This window comes from Glaciecola sp. HA4-3 (assembly GCF_055693685.1).
This window is the reverse complement of the sequence record NZ_CM146340.1, coordinates 3,345,001-3,363,158: the sequence shown is the minus strand read 5'-3', so window position 1 is coordinate 3,363,158 and position 18,158 is coordinate 3,345,001. Positions and strand designations below refer to the sequence as shown.

Below are 18,158 nucleotides of genomic sequence, written 5' to 3'. Positions count from 1 at the left end.
TAGCGCTATATAGACAACAAAAGAAGATTATGTCGTTTTTTACTCAAGCAAAATTTCTCACCAGCGCGCCTGATATTTCTCACTTAGCACCTTTTGATGGTGCCGAAATAGCATTCGCGGGACGTTCTAATGCCGGCAAATCAAGTGCTTTAAATCGTCTTACTAGACAAAAAGGCCTTGCGCGGACAAGTAAAACACCAGGACGAACGCAATTAATCAACTTATTCGAGTTAGATGAAAAAAGACGGTTAGTTGATTTACCTGGTTATGGCTATGCGAAAGTCCCTTTGCAAATGAAGTTAAAATGGCAAAAATCGCTAGGCGAGTACCTACAAAAGCGTGAATGTCTTAAAGGTTTGGTTGTTCTGATGGATATCCGTCACCCGATGAAAGACCTTGATCAAGATTTAATTTACTGGGCTGCAAGCGCTAAACTGCCTGTGCTTATTTTGTTGACCAAAGCTGATAAGTTGAAAACAGGTAGACGTAAATCACAGCTGCTCACTATACGTGAAGCATGTATTGCGTTTAATGCCGATGTTACTGTGCACGTGTTTTCTTCGCTAACAGGGATTGGTTTGCCGGAAACCGAGCAGGTACTATCTAATTGGTTGTCGTTAGAAGAATAGCCAACACTTGATACGAAAAGCGAACGGCTAAAAAAAGAAAACCCCGTTAACACACAAAACGGGGCTCAATACACACAAGGGAAACAACACATTCATAAGTAGGACGACACTATAACGATTAAGTTCATATTATTTGGAAAAAATAATATTAGTGAGCCTCATCCCAATTGTTTCCTATACCAGCTTCTACTAACAACGGTACGTCCAAGCTGACACATGATTCCATTAAATGATTTATTTTTTGGCTGAATTTTTCAACTTTACTCTCTTTTATTTCAAACACTAGTTCGTCGTGTACTTGCATAATCATGATGATGTCAGAGCGGTCTTCTATATTATCCATCCAGGACTGAACGCTAATCATTGCTTTTTTAATGATGTCAGCTGCAGTGCCTTGCATTGGAGCATTAATAGCTGCCCGTTCTGCTCCAGCTCTTCTTAGCCCATTACTGGCATTGATGTCAGGTAGGTACAATCTGCGGCCAAATACGGTTGATACAAATCCTGTCTGTTTTGCGCCTGTTCTAGTGGCTTCCATATAGGTCATTACACCCGGGTAACGCTCAAAGTATTTGTCCATATAAGTTTGAGCATCAAAACGGGAAATGTTAAGTTGTTTTGCTAAACCAAACGCAGACATGCCATAGATTAAACCAAAGTTAATGGCCTTTGCGCTTCTTCTTTCATTATCAGTAACATCCTCTAATGATTTCCCAAAGACTTCGGCAGCGGTTGCTTTGTGCACATCTAAGCCTTTTGCAAAAGCATTAACGAGGCCCTCATCTTTGCTTAAGTGAGCCATAATTCTAAGTTCTATTTGGGAATAATCCGCCGCAACAATTTTAAAACCTGGACGTGCAACAAAGGCTTGTCTTACATGTCTGCCTTCTGATGTTCTAATGGGAATGTTTTGTAGATTAGGATCACTAGAGGAAAGCCTACCTGTTGCCGTTACAGCTTGATGATAAGAAGTGTGCACCCTATTTGTTCGGTGATTAATCATTTTCGGTAGTTTATCTGTGTATGTATTCTTTAGCTTGGTGAGCCCTCGGTACTGCATTATTAATGCGGGAAGCTCATATTCTAATGCCAGCTCCTGCAACACTTCTTCAGACGTTGATGGTGCGCCCTTAGGCGTTTTCTTTTTAACAGGTAGTGCTAGTTTCTCAAATAGAATATGTTGAAGTTGTTTAGTTGATCCTAGGTTAAATTCTTCTCCAGCAAGGCTATGAACAGCAGATTCAAGCTCTACAATCCGTTTGGCTAGATCTTGACTCTGTTGGCCTAACTGTTGCGAATCGATAAGGACACCAGTTTGCTCCATTTGCGACAGTACGCTCGATAGAGGTATTTCAATGTCGTTAAGCAGATCTAACAAACCATCTTGTTGTTTTAACAGGGTATTAAGGCGTTGATATAAACGTAAAGTAATATCAGCATCTTCTGCTGCATACTTAGCACCAACATCAATATCTATTTGGTTAAAGGTAAGTTGCTTTGCGCCTTTGCCCGCAATTTCCTCAAAACTGATGGTTTTATGACTTAAATATTTTAACGATAAACTATCCATATCATGACGAGTTGCAGTGCTATTGAGTACGTACGACGCTAACATTGTGTCGCATAAAATACCTGATAAATGAATGTCATAATTGGCAAGTACATTTTTATCATACTTAATATGTTGGCCAATTTTTTTAGCTACCTTGTCTTCTAATAAAGGTTTTAGCTGTCCAAGAACATCCGTTAAATCCAATTGATCTGGTGCGCCAGAGTAGTCGTGAGCCAATGGAATGTAATAAGCTCTTGTTTTGTCATTGGGCTCTTCAAATGCAAAAGATAAACCCACAATTTGAGCTTGCATGTAGTCTAAGCTGGTTGTTTCTGTATCAATTGCATAATACGCTGCACCTTGAATCTTAGTGATTAAAGTATCTAAGGCTGATTGTGTGAAGATTGTTTCATAGTCTTGTGAGCTTATGGGAGACAAAGTCTCGCTTTGATCTGTATCATTTTGTTTTTCGCTGGTGACTTGTGCAAGCGTTTGAGCATCACTGACTTCTGCTAACCAACGTTTAAATTCTAGCTCAGCAAACATTTCCCTAAGTAGGGGTTTATCCATCTCATCAATTGTTAACGATTCAATCTCAATGTTTAGCTTCAAATCGACTGCTATTGTTGCTAGCTCATACGACAATAGCGCTTGCTCTTTGTATTCGGCCATTTTATTAGCCATTGTTTTGGACCCTCTAAACTCCAAGGCCGCTATTTTGTCTAGATTATTATAAATGTCATGGATGCCACCAATACCATTAAGCAGCGCCACTGCGCTTTTATCTCCAACTCCTGGGACCCCCGGGATATTATCGACTTTGTCACCCTTTAAGGCTAAAAAATCAATAATCAGTTCCGCAGGAACACCAAATTTCTCCACTACCCCGTCAATATCCATCGCGGTGCGTGTCATTGTATTGATAAGTGTGACATGTTGATTTACCAGCTGAGCCATATCTTTGTCGCCAGTACTGATAACGCAATCTATCCCTTTTTGAGTCGCTTGCTTGGCCAGTGTCCCAATAACATCATCTGCTTCTACTCCCTCTTCGACAATCATTGAAAAGCCCATTGCCTCTACTATTTTGTGTAACGGAGCTATCTGGGTTCGCAATTCGTCGGGCATAGGAGGGCGGTTTGCTTTATATTCTTTGTAAATGTCATCCCTAAAGGTTTTCCCTTTTGCATCAAATACCACTGCCATATGACTAGGATCATATTCTTTTACCAAGGATCTCAACATATTGACAACGCCATATATTGCACCGGTATCCATACCTTTAGAATTTGTTAGGGGAGGCAGTCCGTGAAATGCTCTAAATAGGTATGAAGAACCATCGACTAACACAAGTGGGCTTTTTTTTGGTGTGTGCATAATTTACCTTAATAAATTAATTTTATAATCTAAGCATTTGTATCATAAAGAAAAAATAAGCCTAGAGTTAATTTTATTCTGTGGATAAGTTTGTTGGTAACTTTCAAAATGGCACAAAAAATATACCTTAATCTTAACGAAAAAAGTACTTTAGAGATCAAGATTTAGAATAATTCTCGTTGGTATCCAACTTTCCGTTTTCTTGTAATCTTCCCAACTTGCCACGTTCACTATTGAGCTTTAGTTTGCTTTTATTGAAATAGAAACGTTTTTTAAGCACATGCTTTGCGCTGTACTTAGGACTATAAAGTTAGCATAAATTAAAACAATGCCAAGAAAAAAAACACTTATTTTTTTTATCTTTTCTGTTCAATGAGTTATAACTAACATGCTAGGATTGGCATTAAAATTGGTAACGGCAATAGATGCTGTATCTCCTAGTTTGATATCCAAACGCAAGGATAACGCAGGTGCAATACCGCTCAATAATCAGAATACTCGGCCTATTGGTTGCGCTTTTCAGTGTGACTATGCTTCCGCCTGCGTTAATTTCACTCATTTATGGTGATGGTGGCGGGCTAGCTTTCTTCGTTGCTTTTATTTTAAGTTTTATAACCGGTATCGCGTTTTGGTATCCCACACGCAATGACAAAACAGATTTACGAGCCAAAGAAGGCTTTATGATCGTCGTTCTATTTTGGACGGTCCTAGCAACATTTGGCGCATTGCCATTTGCTCTGCTTGACCAACCACAAATGAGTCTAACGGATGCTATTTTCGAATCATTTTCAGGCCTAACGACCACCGGCGCCACAGTAATAGAAGGTATAGAGTTTTTACCTAAGGCTGTGCAATTTTACCGACAGCAACTTCAATGGCTAGGCGGCATGGGGATCATTGTATTAGCCGTTGCGATTTTACCTATTCTTGGTGTGGGTGGCATGCAGTTATATCGTGCCGAAACGCCCGGACCTGTTAAAGATTCTAAAATGACTCCTCGGATTGCAGATACAGCAAAGCATCTTTGGTATATTTATCTTTCACTCACCATTGCCTGCACATTTGCATATTGGGTAGCAGGGATGAATCTGTTTGATGCGGTTTGCCACGCTTTTTCAACAATCGCGATTGGCGGCTTCTCAAATTATGATGCAAGTCTTGGATACTTTAATAGTGCTGCGGTAAATATTGTTTGTGTAATCTTTCTATGGATTGCAGCTCTTAATTTTTCCTTACACTACGCTGCTGTGAGCGGCAGGAACATTAAAAACTATTTTAGAGATCCTGAATGTCGGGCCTTTTTTACGATTCAGTTTAGTTTAGTCTCCATTTGCTTCTTGGTTTTAGTTTATTATTCTGTTTATGATAGCGCTGATATTGCGCTTGACAAGGCCCTGATTCAAGCGGTGTCAATTAGTACTACAGCGGGTTTTGCTACAACTGACTTCGCTTCGTGGCCAGCTTTTCTTCCTATTTTATTAATATTTTCTAGTTTTATTGGTGGGTGTGCAGGTTCAACCGGTGGCGGACTAAAGGTTATCCGTGTATTTTTACTTTTCCTGCAAGGTAAACGAGAAGTTGATAGATTAATCCATCCAAAAGCAGTTTATTCAGTAAAGTTGGGTGACCGAGCAGTTCCAAGCCGAGTAGTAGAAGCCGTTTGGGGTTTCTTTGCAGCTTATGCCATTGTCTTTGTATTTATCATGATTGGCCTTATTGGTACGGGCTTAGATAACATTACTGCATTCTCAGCCACTGCTGCTGCGCTAAATAACCTTGGCCCCGGATTAGGCGCTGTTGCGGGAACCTATGCGGCCGTTTCTGATGGGGCAAAATGGTTGTTAATGGTAGCCATGTTGTTTGGTCGACTAGAGATTTTTTCATTACTCGTGCTCTTTTCGCCCACATTCTGGCGCAGCTAATTAAGCTCCCGACGCTTAAAAGAAAAGGGCGCTTGGTTGGAATAGTTTCTCAACATCATTGATAAACTTCTTGTCGACTAAAAACAAAATAACGTGGTCATTTGCGTGAATCTTGGTATCACCATGGGCAATAATTACTTCGTCATTTCGAACAACAGCACCAATGGTGGTCCCAGGCGGTAGTTTGATATCGCGTATTTCTTTTCCAACTACTTTTGAGGTGTTTTCATCTCCATGCGCGATTGCTTCTATCGCTTCAGCTGCGCCGCGTCGTAGCGAATGAACATTAACAATATCGCCACGTCTAATATGGGTTAACAATGCTGAGATTGTTGCTTGTTGTGGTGAAAAGGCAATATCTATATCACCACCTTGCACTAAATCAACATATGCACTTCTTTGAATTAGCACCATCGCTTTGGCGGCTCCAAGCCTCTTTGCAAGCATTGCCGACATGATGTTGGCTTCATCGTCATTAGTTACTGCAATAAAGGCATCAACGCGCTCGACGCCTTCGTCAGTAAGTAAACTTGAATCGGACGCGTCGCCATGAAACACAGTGGCTTTGTCTAGTCTTGACGATAAATATTGAGCACGCTGGGCATTAAACTCAATCAATTTTACATTGTGATTGTGCTCTAACTTTTTAGCTAAGCCCGCGCCAATAAGTCCACCTCCAGCTATCATTATACGCTTATAACTAGACTCTAACTTTTGGAGTTCACTCATTACCGCTGTGATGTGTTTAGTATCAGCGATAAAAAACACTTCATCGTCAGCTTCAATAACGGTAGAGCCAAGCGGGCGAATAGGGCGACCTCGGCGATATATTGCTGCCACTCTGGTATCGACATTAGGGATGTGTTCTTTCAATGCGGAAAGTGCATGACCAACAAGTAAGCCGCCATAATAAGCTTTAATCGCAACTAAACTGGCTTTTCCTTCTGCAAATTCAACTACTTGTAGTGCGCTATAGGGTAGTCAATTAGTCTTTTAATTGCGGCGGTAACTAATTGTTCGGGCGCGATAAGATGATCAACGGGTATTTCTTTGTTTTTATATAATTGGTCTTGGTAAATAATATATTGTTCAGAGCGAACTCGCGCAATCTTCGTGGGCGTTTTAAATAAGCTGTATGCAACTTGACATGCCATCATATTGTTTTCATCACTGTTTGTAACAGCAATAAGCATATCAGCGTCTTCTGCTCCCGCTTTTTTGAGTACATCAGGGTGAGAGCCAATACCGCAGACAACTTGTAGGTCGAGTCTATCTTGCAATGATCCTAGAATGTCATTGTCAGAATCAATGATAGTAATTTCGTTTTGTTCACCTGCAAGGTTTTCAGCTAATGTACCGCCGACTTGGCCTGCACCTATAATGATTATTTTCATTTGTTTTTCTTAGTAAAATACTACTAACTTTTAGTAGCTTAGCACTTTCTGAGCTTGCAATAAAAGAAACCATCCATATTGTCTTGCCCGGGCAGGATCTGCCACATGTCGACCATGTCACCATTTGTTGTTTCTATGGGTATCAGCTTAGCATCTTTATGATTATTCATAAATGCGGTAATTTGCTCTTGGTTTTCTTGGGGTAAAATTGAACAAGTGGCGTAAAGAAGTTCACCTCCTTTTTGTAATTTTTGCCAAGCTTGTTCAAGTATTACCTTTTGTAAAGCCGCTAATACTTCGATATCACTTCGTTTTCTAAGCCACATAATGTCTGGGTGTCGTCTTATCACCCCTGTTGCGGAACATGGCGCATCTAATAGAATCTTGTTAAGTGGCGGAATATCATGGTTGTTTGATAATTCACTTGCATCGCCCTCTAAGATCGTGATTTTGTGTGCGTGCGAACTTATATGCTGTAAACGCCTTAGGTTTTCAATCACTCGTTTATTGCGCTCTTTTGACAGTTCTAATGTATATAAGTGCGTAAGGTCCGCTTGGCTTTCAATTATTGCAGCTGTTTTGCCACTAAGGGCAGCGCAACAATCTAAAACAATATCACCCGCTTGGCAGTTTAGTAATCTAGATGCCTGTTGGGCCGCTCTATCTTGCACCGCAAACAAACCATCTTCAAAACCCGGTAGTTGAGTAATATCGCCAACCCTGTCCAACAAAATACTATTGTCTTTGTTCTTTACAAACGTAATACCATTTTTTTCCAATATACTTGTATAGGCCTCTACTGATATTTGAGATGCATTAACACGTAAAAATATGGGTGCTTGTTCTTGCATTGACCTTGCTATTTCAACATAGTTGTCTGGGTATGATTGTGAAATACCTTTGTAAAGCCATTTGGGTAAACCGATTTGAACATGTGCTTGGCTTGAGCTTTGCTCAAAAATAGATTCTCTTTGAAAGCGTCTTAGTACAGCATTAACTAGCCCTGCTAAAGCATTTTCTTTCATGACCTTGCAGGCGTTTACCGTTTCTGAAACTGCGGCATGGTCTGCGGTACGCGCAAATGCAATTTGATACATGCCTACCATGATTAAGTGTTCGATTATTTTTTGTTTGCCCTTGAGGGGTTTATCAAGCAATGTCCTTATCCACTCTTGTAGGCTAGGTAGCTTTCGTAAACACCCATAAATTAGCTGTTGCAAACGGGCTCTATCTTTCGAATCAAAGTGCCTTTCCCAGACCTTTGGCATCAGTTTAGCGCTTGAATGGCCATTTTCTAAAATCTGATATAGAGCCCATGCTGCATCTGCTCGGAGGTTAGGCCTATGTTTAAAAGTTAACGTTAAGGTATTTTGTCGAGACATATAGATTAAGCCAATACATTACCGGGCTTAAAAAGCGCGGCTTGGCCATTAACTAATTGACTAATATCTTGCGCTTTTTTACCTGATAGTTGTATGTTTGTTAGCACTATTTGCCCTTCGCCCGTAGCAATCACCAGACCATGTTTATCGTATGACAACACTTCACCGGGTACCGCTGACGTGCTGTAATCGCCACGTTTTGCTTGCCATACTTTTATTGGCGTACCGTTGTGGACAAACCATACAACAGGCCATGGATTAAACGCTTTAATGTTATTGAGTAACTGCTCAGCGCTGAGTGTCCAATCAATCTTTGCTTCCTCTTTAGAGAGCTTTTTTGCATAAGTTGCTTGGTTATCGTCTTGTTTAATAGGGGTTAGCATTGCTATGTTGTGCAGAGTCTCGATTAATGCGCTTGGTCCTAACTGAGCTAACTTATTATACAAAGTAGCGCTGGTATCTTCTTTTGTAATGGTGATTTTGCGAACGCAAAGAATGTCGCCGGTATCTAAGCCTTCATCCATTTGCATAATTGTGACGCCGGTGGTTTTATCTCCCGCCCATATAGCGCGTTGTATAGGCGCTGCGCCACGCCACTTCGGTAAAATAGAGCCGTGCACATTAATACAACCTAATTTAGGGATATGTAACACCTCGGTAGGCAAGATCAAACCATACGCTACAACCACCATAATATCAGCCTCTATTGCTTTTAGCTGATTTTGAGCCTCTTTACACTTTAATGTGGGTGGCTGATAAACGTCAATGTTATGGTTCAACGCAAGTTGTTTAACCGCGCTTGGCAATAGCTTTTTACCTCTACCTGCTGGTCTGTCTGGCTGCGTGTAAACAGCAACAATGTCATGCTCAGTGTCAAGTAAAGCGTTAAGGTGGGAGGCTGCAAAATCAGGCGTCCCTGCAAAGATAATTCGCATAAATGTAAGTATTTATCCTATTAATAAGATTGGCTAGCTGGCTTTTGCAGCTAGTCGTGCTTCTTTTTCAAGTTTTTTTCGGATTCTTTGTCGTTTTAATGGCGATAAATAATCGACAAACAACTTTCCGTCTAAATGGTCAAGTTCATGTTGTATACAAACTGCTAGCAGACCTTCAGCTTCAAGCTCAAATTCGTCACCATCTTTGTTCAATGCTTTAACAGTCACTTTTTCTGCTCGATCTACTTTTGCATAGTTATCAGGTACTGATAAGCAGCCTTCTTCGCTAATTGTTGAGCCCTGTTTGGCAATGATCACAGGATTGATAAAAACATAAGGAGTATCTTGATTTTCAGAAACATCCATCACGACAACTCGACGGTGCACGTCTATTTGGGTCGCCGCTAGACCAATCCCCTTTTCATCCTTCATAGTGTCAAACATGTCATCCACTAAGGTTCTAACACCTTCATCTACAGTGTCTACCGGCTTGGCAACCGTGCGTAAGCGCTCGTCAGGGAAGGTAAGTACGTGTTGTACAGCCATAAATTTACTCTCTTGGTCAGTATCAATATTTATAACATTGATGCACAATTACTTATGAAACTCGCGCTGTTTGCGCGTAAACTATCAAATATTATACACCGCAAATGATACCATAATCGAGCGCGTTCATCCCATTGTGTATTGTTTTTTATAAGTATATATTTGCATTATTAGGCGCTTAAGGGTTAACTTTATATAATTCAAACCGATAACAACGGTTACTAGTTAACTTTTTGTGCGTATAATAGACACATCGCTCTACGGTAAATTTGAACTACAAAGGCAATTACATGATTTTTGAAACGGTTAAGCATCACTCATTCGTCAAAGCAGCGGTATTTTCTATCTCACTGCTACTGGCGCCTGTTTCAATTTCGTTCGCAGATGTCATCAGTATTCGCAGTGATGCGCCAGTGACTTACACGGTGCAAAAAGGTGACACCTTGTGGGATATTTCGGGTATATTTTTAAACGAAGCTTGGTTATGGCCAGAGCTTTGGAGAAATAATACGCAGATTGAAAATCCACATTTAATTTATCCTGGCGATGAATTACGACTTCGTTACGAAAATGGTCGCCCTGTATTAGACGTAGTCAACCGTGATCGTGAAAAAGAATCGTTTGTGATGACGCCAGACTCGCGCCAACGCGTCAAACCACAGCCTATCGATATTTTGCCTTGGGACCTAATCGACCCGTTCATCAAAAATGATCGACTTATTGCGCCTGAAAAGTACGCTGCGTTACCTACTGTTCTTGGTGATAACTTTGGCACTCCTAGATTCGCGGACGAAGATTTTGTATTCACATTGCAAGGTGATATCGAGGAAACTGAAGGTCTGCAAGTAGTAAGACAGCAAGGTTTAGTGGTAGATAGCGCTCAGAATATTCTTGGCTTGCAAGTGACACACATCGGCGATGCCACTGTCAGTGAAAAGTTAGATGGCAATACACAAATTATTCGTATGCAAAACGCCACTTTAGAGTCAAAGCAAGGTGATAAGCTCATTTCTTCTGTTGAGTTTCCTCGCGAGAATTTAATTTTATCGCCAGCGACAGACCAAGTAGGGGAAGTTGTGCGCAATATAAATGGCAACGTACTAGCCTCGACTAAAGACATCGTTATCGTCAATTTAGGTTCAGATAGTGTTCAACCCGGCATGGTAATGGGGATTTATCAGCAAGGTCCAGACGTTGTTAATACAGATAATCCTAGCTATGCGATCGGTAGCGAATCCGTTGTTGATGGGCTACGATATACTGACCGTGTTGCCCAACCTGCCTTCAAGATTGGTGAACTTGTGATTGTTCGTACTTTCGACAACGCAAGCTATGGCTGGATAACAGAAACAGTAACATATTTGAAAGGCTCAGAGATCGTAGCCAAGCCTCGTTAAATTATAAAGGCGCGTCTCTTTGCGCCGCTATAGTTTATAATTCCATGGAAGGAATACGATGCCACACTCTCATTGTCCTAAACAGGATACAATTCAGCATATTCGTGTCTGGCTAACCCTAGATAATATAAAAGGAATTGCTTATCTCACTTTGGCTCGCACAGCCCAGAAGCTCAATATAAGCCTTGCCGACATTCCATTGGCATCATCAACAGCACTTCTTGAGATAGGATGGACGCCTCAACAGGTCAGGGCGTTAAAGCAACCCAATAAAGCACTTGAAGAGCAAATAAAGCGCAGCGATGATTGGGTCAAAGGCTCTTGCAAGCATCATTTTATTGGCTTTGATCATGCCTTATACCCTCCAGAACTAAAAGAAATTACTCGACCGCCTCTTTTTCTATTTGTTGTTGGAGCGCCAAGGATATTAAGCCAAGCAAAAATTGCGTTTGTTGGTACACGAAAGCCTTCCATATATGCAAATACGGCATGCCAATCAATTGTGCAAGAGTTGGGAGAGTTATCTAATTTTTGTACGATCAGCGGGTTAGCGCTTGGTATTGATGGGACATGCCATAAAGTAAGCGTGGCAAACAATATACCTACTATTGGGGTTTTAGCATGTGGTGTAGATATTGTTTATCCTAAAAGACATAGTGCCTTATTTAAAGAAGTCGCCAATGTTGGTGCGCTAATCTCTGAATTTCCACTTGGCACAAAACCGATTCCCCAGTTATTTCCTCGCCGAAATCGCATTATAAGCGCTTTGAGTATGGGCGTTGTTTTAATTGAGTCAACGATAAAAAGTGGCTCGATGGTGACGATAAGATATGCAATTGAACAAAACAAAGATGTATTTGCTGTACCCAATAATATTAATAGTCCAATGGCTGAAGGTGCGCATATGGTGATTAAGCAAGGAGGCAAACTCATTGAAAATGCGCAAGATATTATCGATGAATACCCTAGTTGCTATCATAATCAAAAAGTAAGCCAGCCAAATAAAAACGAAAAAAATATACGCAAAAGCTTGGCATCTGATCCATTGTTAGATAGTGTTGACTATAGCGCTACATCAGTTGACCTGATCGCTACCCGCAGCGGTATGTCGCTACCTGACATACTGACAAAATTATTAGAATATGAGTTGCGTGGCATAGTTACTTCTACCGCAGAAGGCTACATTAAATTGAGGGGCTAAACATGTTCGACATCCTCATGTATTTATTTGAGAATTTAGTCAACAACCAAACCGATATCATGGTTGACCATGATGAACTTACCGACGAATTAATTAGGGCAGGCTTTCACCACGATGAAATCTACAAAGCATTAGCATGGTTAGAAAAACTTTGTGACTTGCAAAGCACTGATAAAACACCTTACTTACATTACGCAAATGCCTTGTCTAGCCATCGGATTTTCTCGAGTGAAGAATCACAAAAGCTGGATATAGAATGCCAAGGGTTTTTGTTATTCCTTGAGCAAATAAATGTATTGTGTGCTTCAACCAGAGAAATGGTGATTGACAGAGTAATGGAAATTGAATCTTCTGAATTTTGTTTAGTGGATTTAAAATGGGTCGTTTTAATGGTGTTATTTAACGTCCCTGGAAAAGAGACAGCTTATGAACAGATGGAAGATTTACTGTTTGAATTGCCCGAGGGTGCGCTACACTAGCTGTGACTAAAAAAAGAGCGAAATTTTCCCTCATCACGACGCGCACCAACTTGCATATGGAGACTGCCCTGACTGTGCAAATCCACTACGAATAAAGCATGTAGGTAAAAATAGTTTTCTAGCCTGCACTACTTATCCAAAATGTGATTATACCAAATCACTCAATCGGACTGACATCGATATCATTAAGATCATGGATGAAAGCCAGTGCCCTGACTGTCAATCTTTGTTAGCGGTAAAAAAAGGCCGTTTTGGCATGTTTATTGGTTGTACAAACTTTCCTAATTGTCATTTTATTTCGACTAATCAATCAGCCAAAAAACAGGCAAAATACACGCCGGTAATATGTCCTAGTTGCTCAAAAGGAATGATGCAAGTAAAACAAAATAGGTTTGGGAAGCTTTTTTATGCCTGCGATAACTATCCAAAATGTAAGCATATATTTAATAATATGCCCGTTGAAAAAACGTGCGATAGTTGTGGCTCATCGGTGATGCTTGCTAAGCCTGATTCAATGACAACCTTTATATGCCCTAATAAAGATTGCGCTAAACAAATTGATGAGTCTACACATGAATGAACAAATGAAAAATCTAACGAAATGGTATAATGATGGTGAGGTGTTTGCTTATCCAACTGAAGCTGTTTTTGGCTTGGGTTGCGATCCTCAGAATAAAGAAGCACTTTATCAGATTTTAGCCCTAAAATCCCGTGAAGTCGAAAAAGGGGTAATACTTATCGCAAGCGATTTTGCCCAAGTAAATCCGTATGTGATGTTTGACGCATTACCTAATGACTCGCAAGCAACGATACTTTCGACTTGGCTAAGGCCCAGTGACTTGGCTGTTACCTAAATCTTCATATACCCCAGCTTGGATAAGCGGCGACTCCGATATGATTGCGGTGCGAATATCCTCCCATCCACTCGTGCGTAAGATGTGCAATGTGTTAAATGCTCCAATGGTATCTACCAGTGCAAATCCTGCGACACTTGAGCCTGCTCGGTCTGTGCAAGAGCTTCGCGAATATTTTGGTGATACACTGAACGTTATTGAAGGGGACTTAGGTAAACAGGCGACACCTAGCAAAATATTTCACAGTTTAACAATGGAAACCATACGCGCATGAGCAGTAATGCTGAACCTTTACTTGATATATCACAACAACAAATAGCACAGGTAAAGTCCTATCTATTGAAGTTACAAGATGAAATTTGCCAAACCTTATCATTGGCAGATGGTGGTGGAGATTTTAAAGAAGATACTTGGGAGCGCGACGAGGGGGAGGCGGAAGGTCTCGAGTTATGAGAGATGGTTTAGTAATAGAGCAAGGAGGCGTAAACTTTTCTCATGTATTTGGTACACAAATGCCTGCTTCTGCAACAGCAGCAAGACCTGAGTTAGCGGGACGTAGCTTTCAAGCGATGGGCGTTTCTTTGGTGATACATCCACATAACCCTTATGTGCCAACTTCACATGCAAACGTTCGATTTTTTGTCGCTTTAAAAGAAGGTGAAGATCCAATTTGGTGGTTTGGAGGAGGATTTGATTTAACACCAACATACGTTTTTGTTGAAGATGCAAAGCATTGGCATCAAGTTGCTCATGATTTGTGTGAGCCTTTCGGCCAAAATATTTACAATGAGTACAAGCAATGGTGCGATCGATATTTCTATCTGAAACACCGAAACGAAACTCGAGGTGTGGGAGGCTTGTTTTTTGACGATTTAAATCAATGGGGCTTTGAAAAGTCTTTTGATTTCATGAAAGCTGTCGGTAATGGCTATCTTAATGCATATGTGCCGATTGTTGAGAAAAGAAAAGAGATGTCTTTTACCGAGCGAGAGCGTCACTTTCAATTATATCGACGCGGACGTTATGTTGAATTTAATCTAGTTTATGACCGCGGAACCTTATTTGGTCTACAAACAGGTGGACGCACAGAGTCTATTTTGATGTCTATGCCGCCACTCACAAGATGGGAGTATAACTACCAACCTTCTAGTGAGACGCCAGAAGGTGCAATTATGCAATACTTAAAACCCATTGATTGGTTAAAGCTAGATCACTAATTACAAATTTTTTTCGATGATTTAAACAGAACCATCTTAATTATTCGAAATTATTTGATTTAGATCAACGAATTAAACTACTGTAAATCAAGTGCTTAGCAAACATTAATCTAGATCAATATATTATTTTTTACGTATCTTATTATTCTTGGCAGATTTATTAATTAACCAATTATAGTGAGTACAATATGAAAAAATCAGCTTTGGCATTAGCCGTTTTAACCTCAATGACATGCACCTTCGCAAGCGCTCATGAAGCAGGCGATATTCTAATTCGAGGCGGTTTTACTACTGTCGCACCAGATGCTGGCAGTTCAAATATTCAGGTAGGCGGCGCAGATTTTAGTCTTCCTATAGGCCCTGCTGATGGCAACGTGTTGCTTGGTCCAGTTGATGTTGACGATAATACGCAGTTAGGTCTTAATTTCGCGTATTTTATAACTGATAATGTTAACGTTGAAGTGTTGGCAGCTACTCCATTTTCTCACGATATTGAGATTTTAGGTGGCGTCAAGCTAGGTGACACCAAGCACTTGCCACCAACGGTTACCGTCAATTACTTTTTTAATGATGCTTCTTCAAAGTTTCGTCCATATGTAGGCGCTGGTTTAAACTATACAATTTTCTTTGATGAGAGTTTTGACGCTGGTGCAGTTGACTTAGTTGCTGCAAATGCCGGTGGTGCACAGATATCTGATCTTGAGTTAGACGCATCATTTGGTTTTTCAGCACAAATTGGCGCTGATTATGAAATTTCAGATGGTATTTATCTAAATGCATCGGCTCGTTATATTAATATCGAAACTGACGCTACATTTAGTGTTAATGGCGCAGACTTGGGTCGTGTTGATAATATCGATATAAATCCATGGGTATATACATTGTCTGTCGGTTACACTTTCTAAGATAAAGCGTTTAAGTACTGAAGCCTTGCATGTTGATGCAAGGCTTTTTTATGTCTAAAAATTAGGTATGATGCTCACCACACTCTCTCAACAAGGCGAAAACATTGTCAAACACTACAATGGCTTGTGTTTTTGGTAATCCGATAGCACAAAGCAAATCTCCTATTATTCATCATATGTTTGCTGCACAATTTGGCCTTGATTTGATCTATCAAAAGCGTTTAGCGCCTGTTGATGGATTTGTTACTTCTGCAAATGAATTTTTTGCTCAAAAAGGGACAATCGGCGCAAACGTGACAATGCCATTTAAGCATGATGCATTTGCTTGGGTCGATAAGCTATCCATTCAAGCAAGCATTGCAGGAGCGGTGAACACGATTATTCGTCAGTCTAATCAAAGTGGTGAAGACACATTCATTGGAGATAACACTGATGGTATTGGTCTGGTCAATGATCTTAAGGCAAATGGTCTATCCCTTGAAGGGGCATCTGTATTATTAATTGGCGCTGGAGGTGCTGCTCAAGGTGCGGTTCCTGCTCTTATTGATGCTGGTGTAAATGCCTTACACGTAAGCAATCGAAACCAAAGCAAAGCACAAGCGTTAGTTAATTTGATTAATCAATACAGTGTAGGGAAAGGGTTTACTTATCAAGATCCCGACCAGCAAAAGTTTGACATTATCATTAATGCGACCTCTTTGAGTTTACAAGGACAGGTTCCCAGTATTGATGATAGCGTATACACCTCACAAACAAGTGTTTATGACATGGTCTATAGCAATGATAGTACACCTTTCGTTAAACATGCTCAGGCAAAGGGATGCCAACAAGCCCTAGATGGTTTAGGTATGCTGGTGCAACAAGCGGCACAGAGCTTTTATTTATGGTTTTCAGAGCGTCCTGACACAGCATCAGTGTTAGAAAGGCTAAAAGCGCAAGGTTGAATACTTATTTACTTGTCATATACTCATTTTTCAGTGCAACATAATTGGCCGCGGTATCTTTAAAAAAGCGACGTTCTTTTTCATTAATAGGGCGCTTTTTAACCACTGGATTACCCACATATAAATAACCACTTTCAAGTACTTTTTTAGGTGGTACCAATGAACCTGCTGCAATGAGTACTTCATCTTCAACAACGGCGCCGTCTAACACTATTGCGCCCATACCCACCAATACTCGATTACCAATGATGCAACCGTGCAACATGCATTTATGACCAACAGTAACATCGTCTCCAATGATAGTTGGATAACCATCTGGATTAATGGTACTTGCTCTGCTGACATGGATAACGCTGCCATCTTGTACGTTGCTACGTTCGCCAATCCTAATTTTGTTTACATCCCCACGCACTGCAACTAGCGGCCATAGGCTACTGTCGGCCCCAATTTTTACATCGCCAGACACAAAACAGCTTTCTTCGATGTAAACGGAATTATCAAATACTGGAAAGTTGCCTTTAAAGTTAACAATAGTCATGGTGGTAATTTACTCGGTTTTTTATCAGTGTATCGAAGAAGTACAAGCTATGCCAATGCCAACCAAATACCAACAATGACCAGTAGGCCACCTGCTATCCAGTTTACCCATTGTGCGTGAGGACTATTATTTAAAAGTTTTGATAGTGTCTTACCACCGCTAGCGTAAATCAACATACTTAAGAATTCACTCATCATAATAATGCCAATCAACACAATCATTTGTAGTGTAAGTGGTTTTTGTGTGTCAATAAATGGCGGCAATATTGCTATCATAAATGCCCATCCTTTTGGGTTGGCAATAGCCGTTATAAAACCCTGTGAAAATAAACCTGTTGCGCTGACATCATTGATAGATGCGTGGCTATTTATTTCTACGGGGGTTTTAAATGTTTTAAACCCAAGATAACACAAGTACGCAGCGCCCAACCATTTAAGGCCCATAAATATTAACGGATATGCCAACAACACTTTCGCTACACCTATTACCGATAGTGTCGAAACAATTGCAACGCCTATCACCTCGCCCAACATCATATATAGTGTTTTGCCGATACCAAATCGCATACCTAATGTCATTGCAAGACTCATACACATGCCGGGTGTAATCGAAATAAAGAAAAATGTCGGAACAAATATGAGTAAAACAGCTATGTCTGGCATGTAAGAACCGTTTGTAAAATAAAGGTGTAATGAAAACTAAATTATTGCCGTTATAACAAACGCGTAAAATACCGTGTTTAGTTACAGGTATTTTAAACAAAACGGGTGATTTAGGGTGTATTTTAGCCACTTGGGCTAATTTTATCATTAAATAGCTTATAAATGACAAAAATCATCAAAAAGCTATTGACCCCAAATTATATGTGTGTAGAATGCGCGCTCGC

At 40.4% G+C, this 18,158-nt stretch carries 16 protein-coding genes and 3 pseudogenes; 12 read left to right on the top strand and 7 right to left on the bottom strand.

Annotated elements, in window-relative coordinates; translation table 11 throughout:
• Window positions 1-29 precede the first annotated feature (29 nt).
• Window positions 30-629: a ribosome biogenesis GTP-binding protein YihA/YsxC gene (yihA, locus tag ACZ1G6_RS16015; RefSeq protein ID WP_472619001.1), complete on the top strand. Its 600-nt coding sequence runs from the start codon at window positions 30-32 to the stop codon at window positions 627-629.
• Between the two features lie 148 nt (window positions 630-777).
• On the opposite strand, the gene polA is transcribed toward yihA, so the two are convergent.
• Window positions 778-3,558 carry a DNA polymerase I gene (polA, locus tag ACZ1G6_RS16010; protein ID WP_472617201.1) on the bottom strand — a complete coding sequence of 927 codons (2,781 nt, stop codon included), beginning with the start codon at window positions 3,556-3,558 and terminating at the stop codon, window positions 778-780.
• 470 nt (window positions 3,559-4,028) lie between these two features.
• On the opposite strand from polA, the gene ACZ1G6_RS16005 reads away from it, so the two are divergent.
• Entirely contained in the window at window positions 4,029-5,480 is a 1,452-nt protein-coding gene (locus tag ACZ1G6_RS16005; protein ID WP_472617200.1) for a TrkH family potassium uptake protein, read from the top strand.
• Window positions 5,481-5,495: 15 nt separating this feature from the next.
• Here the strand turns inward: ACZ1G6_RS16005 and trkA are convergent.
• The 4 genes and pseudogenes from trkA to def form a co-directional block, all read right to left on the bottom strand.
• Window positions 5,496-6,874, bottom strand: a pseudogene (trkA, locus tag ACZ1G6_RS16000) (Trk system potassium transporter TrkA).
• A gap of 38 nt (window positions 6,875-6,912) precedes the next feature.
• Window positions 6,913-8,256: a 16S rRNA (cytosine(967)-C(5))-methyltransferase RsmB gene (gene rsmB / locus ACZ1G6_RS15995; RefSeq protein ID WP_472617199.1), complete on the bottom strand. Its 1,344-nt coding sequence runs from the start codon at window positions 8,254-8,256 to the stop codon at window positions 6,913-6,915.
• Between the two features lie 5 nt (window positions 8,257-8,261).
• Entirely contained in the window at window positions 8,262-9,191 is a 930-nt protein-coding gene (fmt, locus tag ACZ1G6_RS15990; protein ID WP_472617198.1) for a methionyl-tRNA formyltransferase, read from the bottom strand.
• Between the two features lie 33 nt (window positions 9,192-9,224).
• Window positions 9,225-9,737, bottom strand: coding sequence for a peptide deformylase (def, locus tag ACZ1G6_RS15985; protein WP_472617197.1), 513 nt, complete (start codon window positions 9,735-9,737; stop codon window positions 9,225-9,227).
• Window positions 9,738-10,027: 290 nt separating this feature from the next.
• Between def and ACZ1G6_RS15980 the strand changes: the two genes are divergently transcribed.
• From ACZ1G6_RS15980 to aroE, 10 genes and pseudogenes are all read left to right on the top strand, one after another.
• Window positions 10,028-11,134, top strand: coding sequence for a LysM peptidoglycan-binding domain-containing protein (locus ACZ1G6_RS15980; RefSeq protein ID WP_472617196.1), 1,107 nt, complete (start codon window positions 10,028-10,030; stop codon window positions 11,132-11,134).
• Window positions 11,135-11,192: 58 nt separating this feature from the next.
• Window positions 11,193-12,335 (top strand): DNA-processing protein DprA, encoded by a 1,143-nt coding sequence (gene dprA / locus ACZ1G6_RS15975; protein ID WP_472617195.1) that lies wholly within the window; start codon window positions 11,193-11,195, stop codon window positions 12,333-12,335.
• A gap of 2 nt (window positions 12,336-12,337) precedes the next feature.
• Window positions 12,338-12,814, top strand: a complete 477-nt coding sequence (locus ACZ1G6_RS15970) for a DUF494 family protein (RefSeq protein WP_472617194.1) — start codon at window positions 12,338-12,340, stop codon at window positions 12,812-12,814.
• A 22-nt stretch (window positions 12,815-12,836) separates the two neighbouring features.
• Window positions 12,837-12,971 (top strand): annotated as a pseudogene (locus ACZ1G6_RS15965) (topoisomerase DNA-binding C4 zinc finger domain-containing protein); the annotation flags it as partial.
• A 36-nt stretch (window positions 12,972-13,007) separates the two neighbouring features.
• Window positions 13,008-13,394: a DNA topoisomerase family protein gene (locus ACZ1G6_RS15960; protein ID WP_472617193.1), complete on the top strand. Its 387-nt coding sequence runs from the start codon at window positions 13,008-13,010 to the stop codon at window positions 13,392-13,394.
• Entirely contained in the window at window positions 13,387-13,668 is a 282-nt protein-coding gene (locus ACZ1G6_RS15955; protein ID WP_472617192.1) for a Sua5/YciO/YrdC/YwlC family protein, read from the top strand. Before ACZ1G6_RS15960 ends, ACZ1G6_RS15955 begins: the two co-directional genes overlap by 8 nt.
• A complete protein-coding gene (locus ACZ1G6_RS15950) occupies window positions 13,649-13,942 on the top strand; it encodes a Sua5/YciO/YrdC/YwlC family protein (protein WP_472617191.1) in 294 nt (97 codons plus the stop codon). The genes ACZ1G6_RS15955 and ACZ1G6_RS15950 overlap by 20 nt, the downstream gene beginning before the upstream one ends.
• Window positions 13,939-14,885 (top strand): annotated as a pseudogene (hemF, locus tag ACZ1G6_RS15945) (oxygen-dependent coproporphyrinogen oxidase). Before ACZ1G6_RS15950 ends, hemF begins: the two are co-directional and overlap by 4 nt.
• Window positions 14,886-15,073: 188 nt before the next feature.
• Complete coding sequence (locus ACZ1G6_RS15940) at window positions 15,074-15,790, top strand: OmpW family outer membrane protein (RefSeq protein ID WP_472617190.1); 717 nt, start codon at window positions 15,074-15,076, stop codon at window positions 15,788-15,790.
• Window positions 15,791-15,894: 104 nt separating this feature from the next.
• A complete protein-coding gene (aroE, locus tag ACZ1G6_RS15935; protein ID WP_472617189.1) occupies window positions 15,895-16,734 on the top strand; it encodes a shikimate dehydrogenase in 840 nt (279 codons plus the stop codon).
• Window positions 16,735-16,738: 4 nt separating this feature from the next.
• Here the strand turns inward: aroE and ACZ1G6_RS15930 are convergent, their stop codons facing one another.
• Window positions 16,739-17,272 (bottom strand): gamma carbonic anhydrase family protein, encoded by a 534-nt coding sequence (locus ACZ1G6_RS15930; protein WP_472617188.1) that lies wholly within the window; start codon window positions 17,270-17,272, stop codon window positions 16,739-16,741.
• A 47-nt stretch (window positions 17,273-17,319) separates the two neighbouring features.
• On the bottom strand, window positions 17,320-17,934 hold the full coding sequence (locus ACZ1G6_RS15925; protein WP_472617187.1) for a LysE family translocator: 615 nt from the start codon (window positions 17,932-17,934) through the stop codon (window positions 17,320-17,322).
• Between the last annotated feature and the right edge of the window lie 224 nt (window positions 17,935-18,158).

What these genes read in the sequence shown, in the direction of transcription:
- ACZ1G6_RS15940 (WP_472617190.1), top strand. Translation starts at nt 15,074, where the DNA reads ATGAAAAAATCAGCTTTGGCATTAGCCGTTTTAACCTCAATGACATGC.
- ACZ1G6_RS15955 (WP_472617192.1), top strand. Translation starts at nt 13,387, where the DNA reads ATGAATGAACAAATGAAAAATCTAACGAAATGGTATAATGATGGTGAG.
- ACZ1G6_RS15980 (WP_472617196.1), top strand. Translation starts at nt 10,028, where the DNA reads ATGATTTTTGAAACGGTTAAGCATCACTCATTCGTCAAAGCAGCGGTA.
- dprA (WP_472617195.1), top strand. Translation starts at nt 11,193, where the DNA reads ATGCCACACTCTCATTGTCCTAAACAGGATACAATTCAGCATATTCGT.
- ACZ1G6_RS15970 (WP_472617194.1), top strand. Translation starts at nt 12,338, where the DNA reads ATGTTCGACATCCTCATGTATTTATTTGAGAATTTAGTCAACAACCAA.
- def (WP_472617197.1), bottom strand. Translation starts at nt 9,737, where the DNA reads ATGGCTGTACAACACGTACTTACCTTCCCTGACGAGCGCTTACGCACG.
- polA (WP_472617201.1), bottom strand. Translation starts at nt 3,558, where the DNA reads ATGCACACACCAAAAAAAAGCCCACTTGTGTTAGTCGATGGTTCTTCA.
- fmt (WP_472617198.1), bottom strand. Translation starts at nt 9,191, where the DNA reads ATGCGAATTATCTTTGCAGGGACGCCTGATTTTGCAGCCTCCCACCTT.
- ACZ1G6_RS15925 (WP_472617187.1), bottom strand. Translation starts at nt 17,934, where the DNA reads ATGCCAGACATAGCTGTTTTACTCATATTTGTTCCGACATTTTTCTTT.
- rsmB (WP_472617199.1), bottom strand. Translation starts at nt 8,256, where the DNA reads ATGTCTCGACAAAATACCTTAACGTTAACTTTTAAACATAGGCCTAAC.
- ACZ1G6_RS15930 (WP_472617188.1), bottom strand. Translation starts at nt 17,272, where the DNA reads ATGACTATTGTTAACTTTAAAGGCAACTTTCCAGTATTTGATAATTCC.
- yihA (WP_472619001.1), top strand. Translation starts at nt 30, where the DNA reads ATGTCGTTTTTTACTCAAGCAAAATTTCTCACCAGCGCGCCTGATATT.
- ACZ1G6_RS15960 (WP_472617193.1), top strand. Translation starts at nt 13,008, where the DNA reads ATGGATGAAAGCCAGTGCCCTGACTGTCAATCTTTGTTAGCGGTAAAA.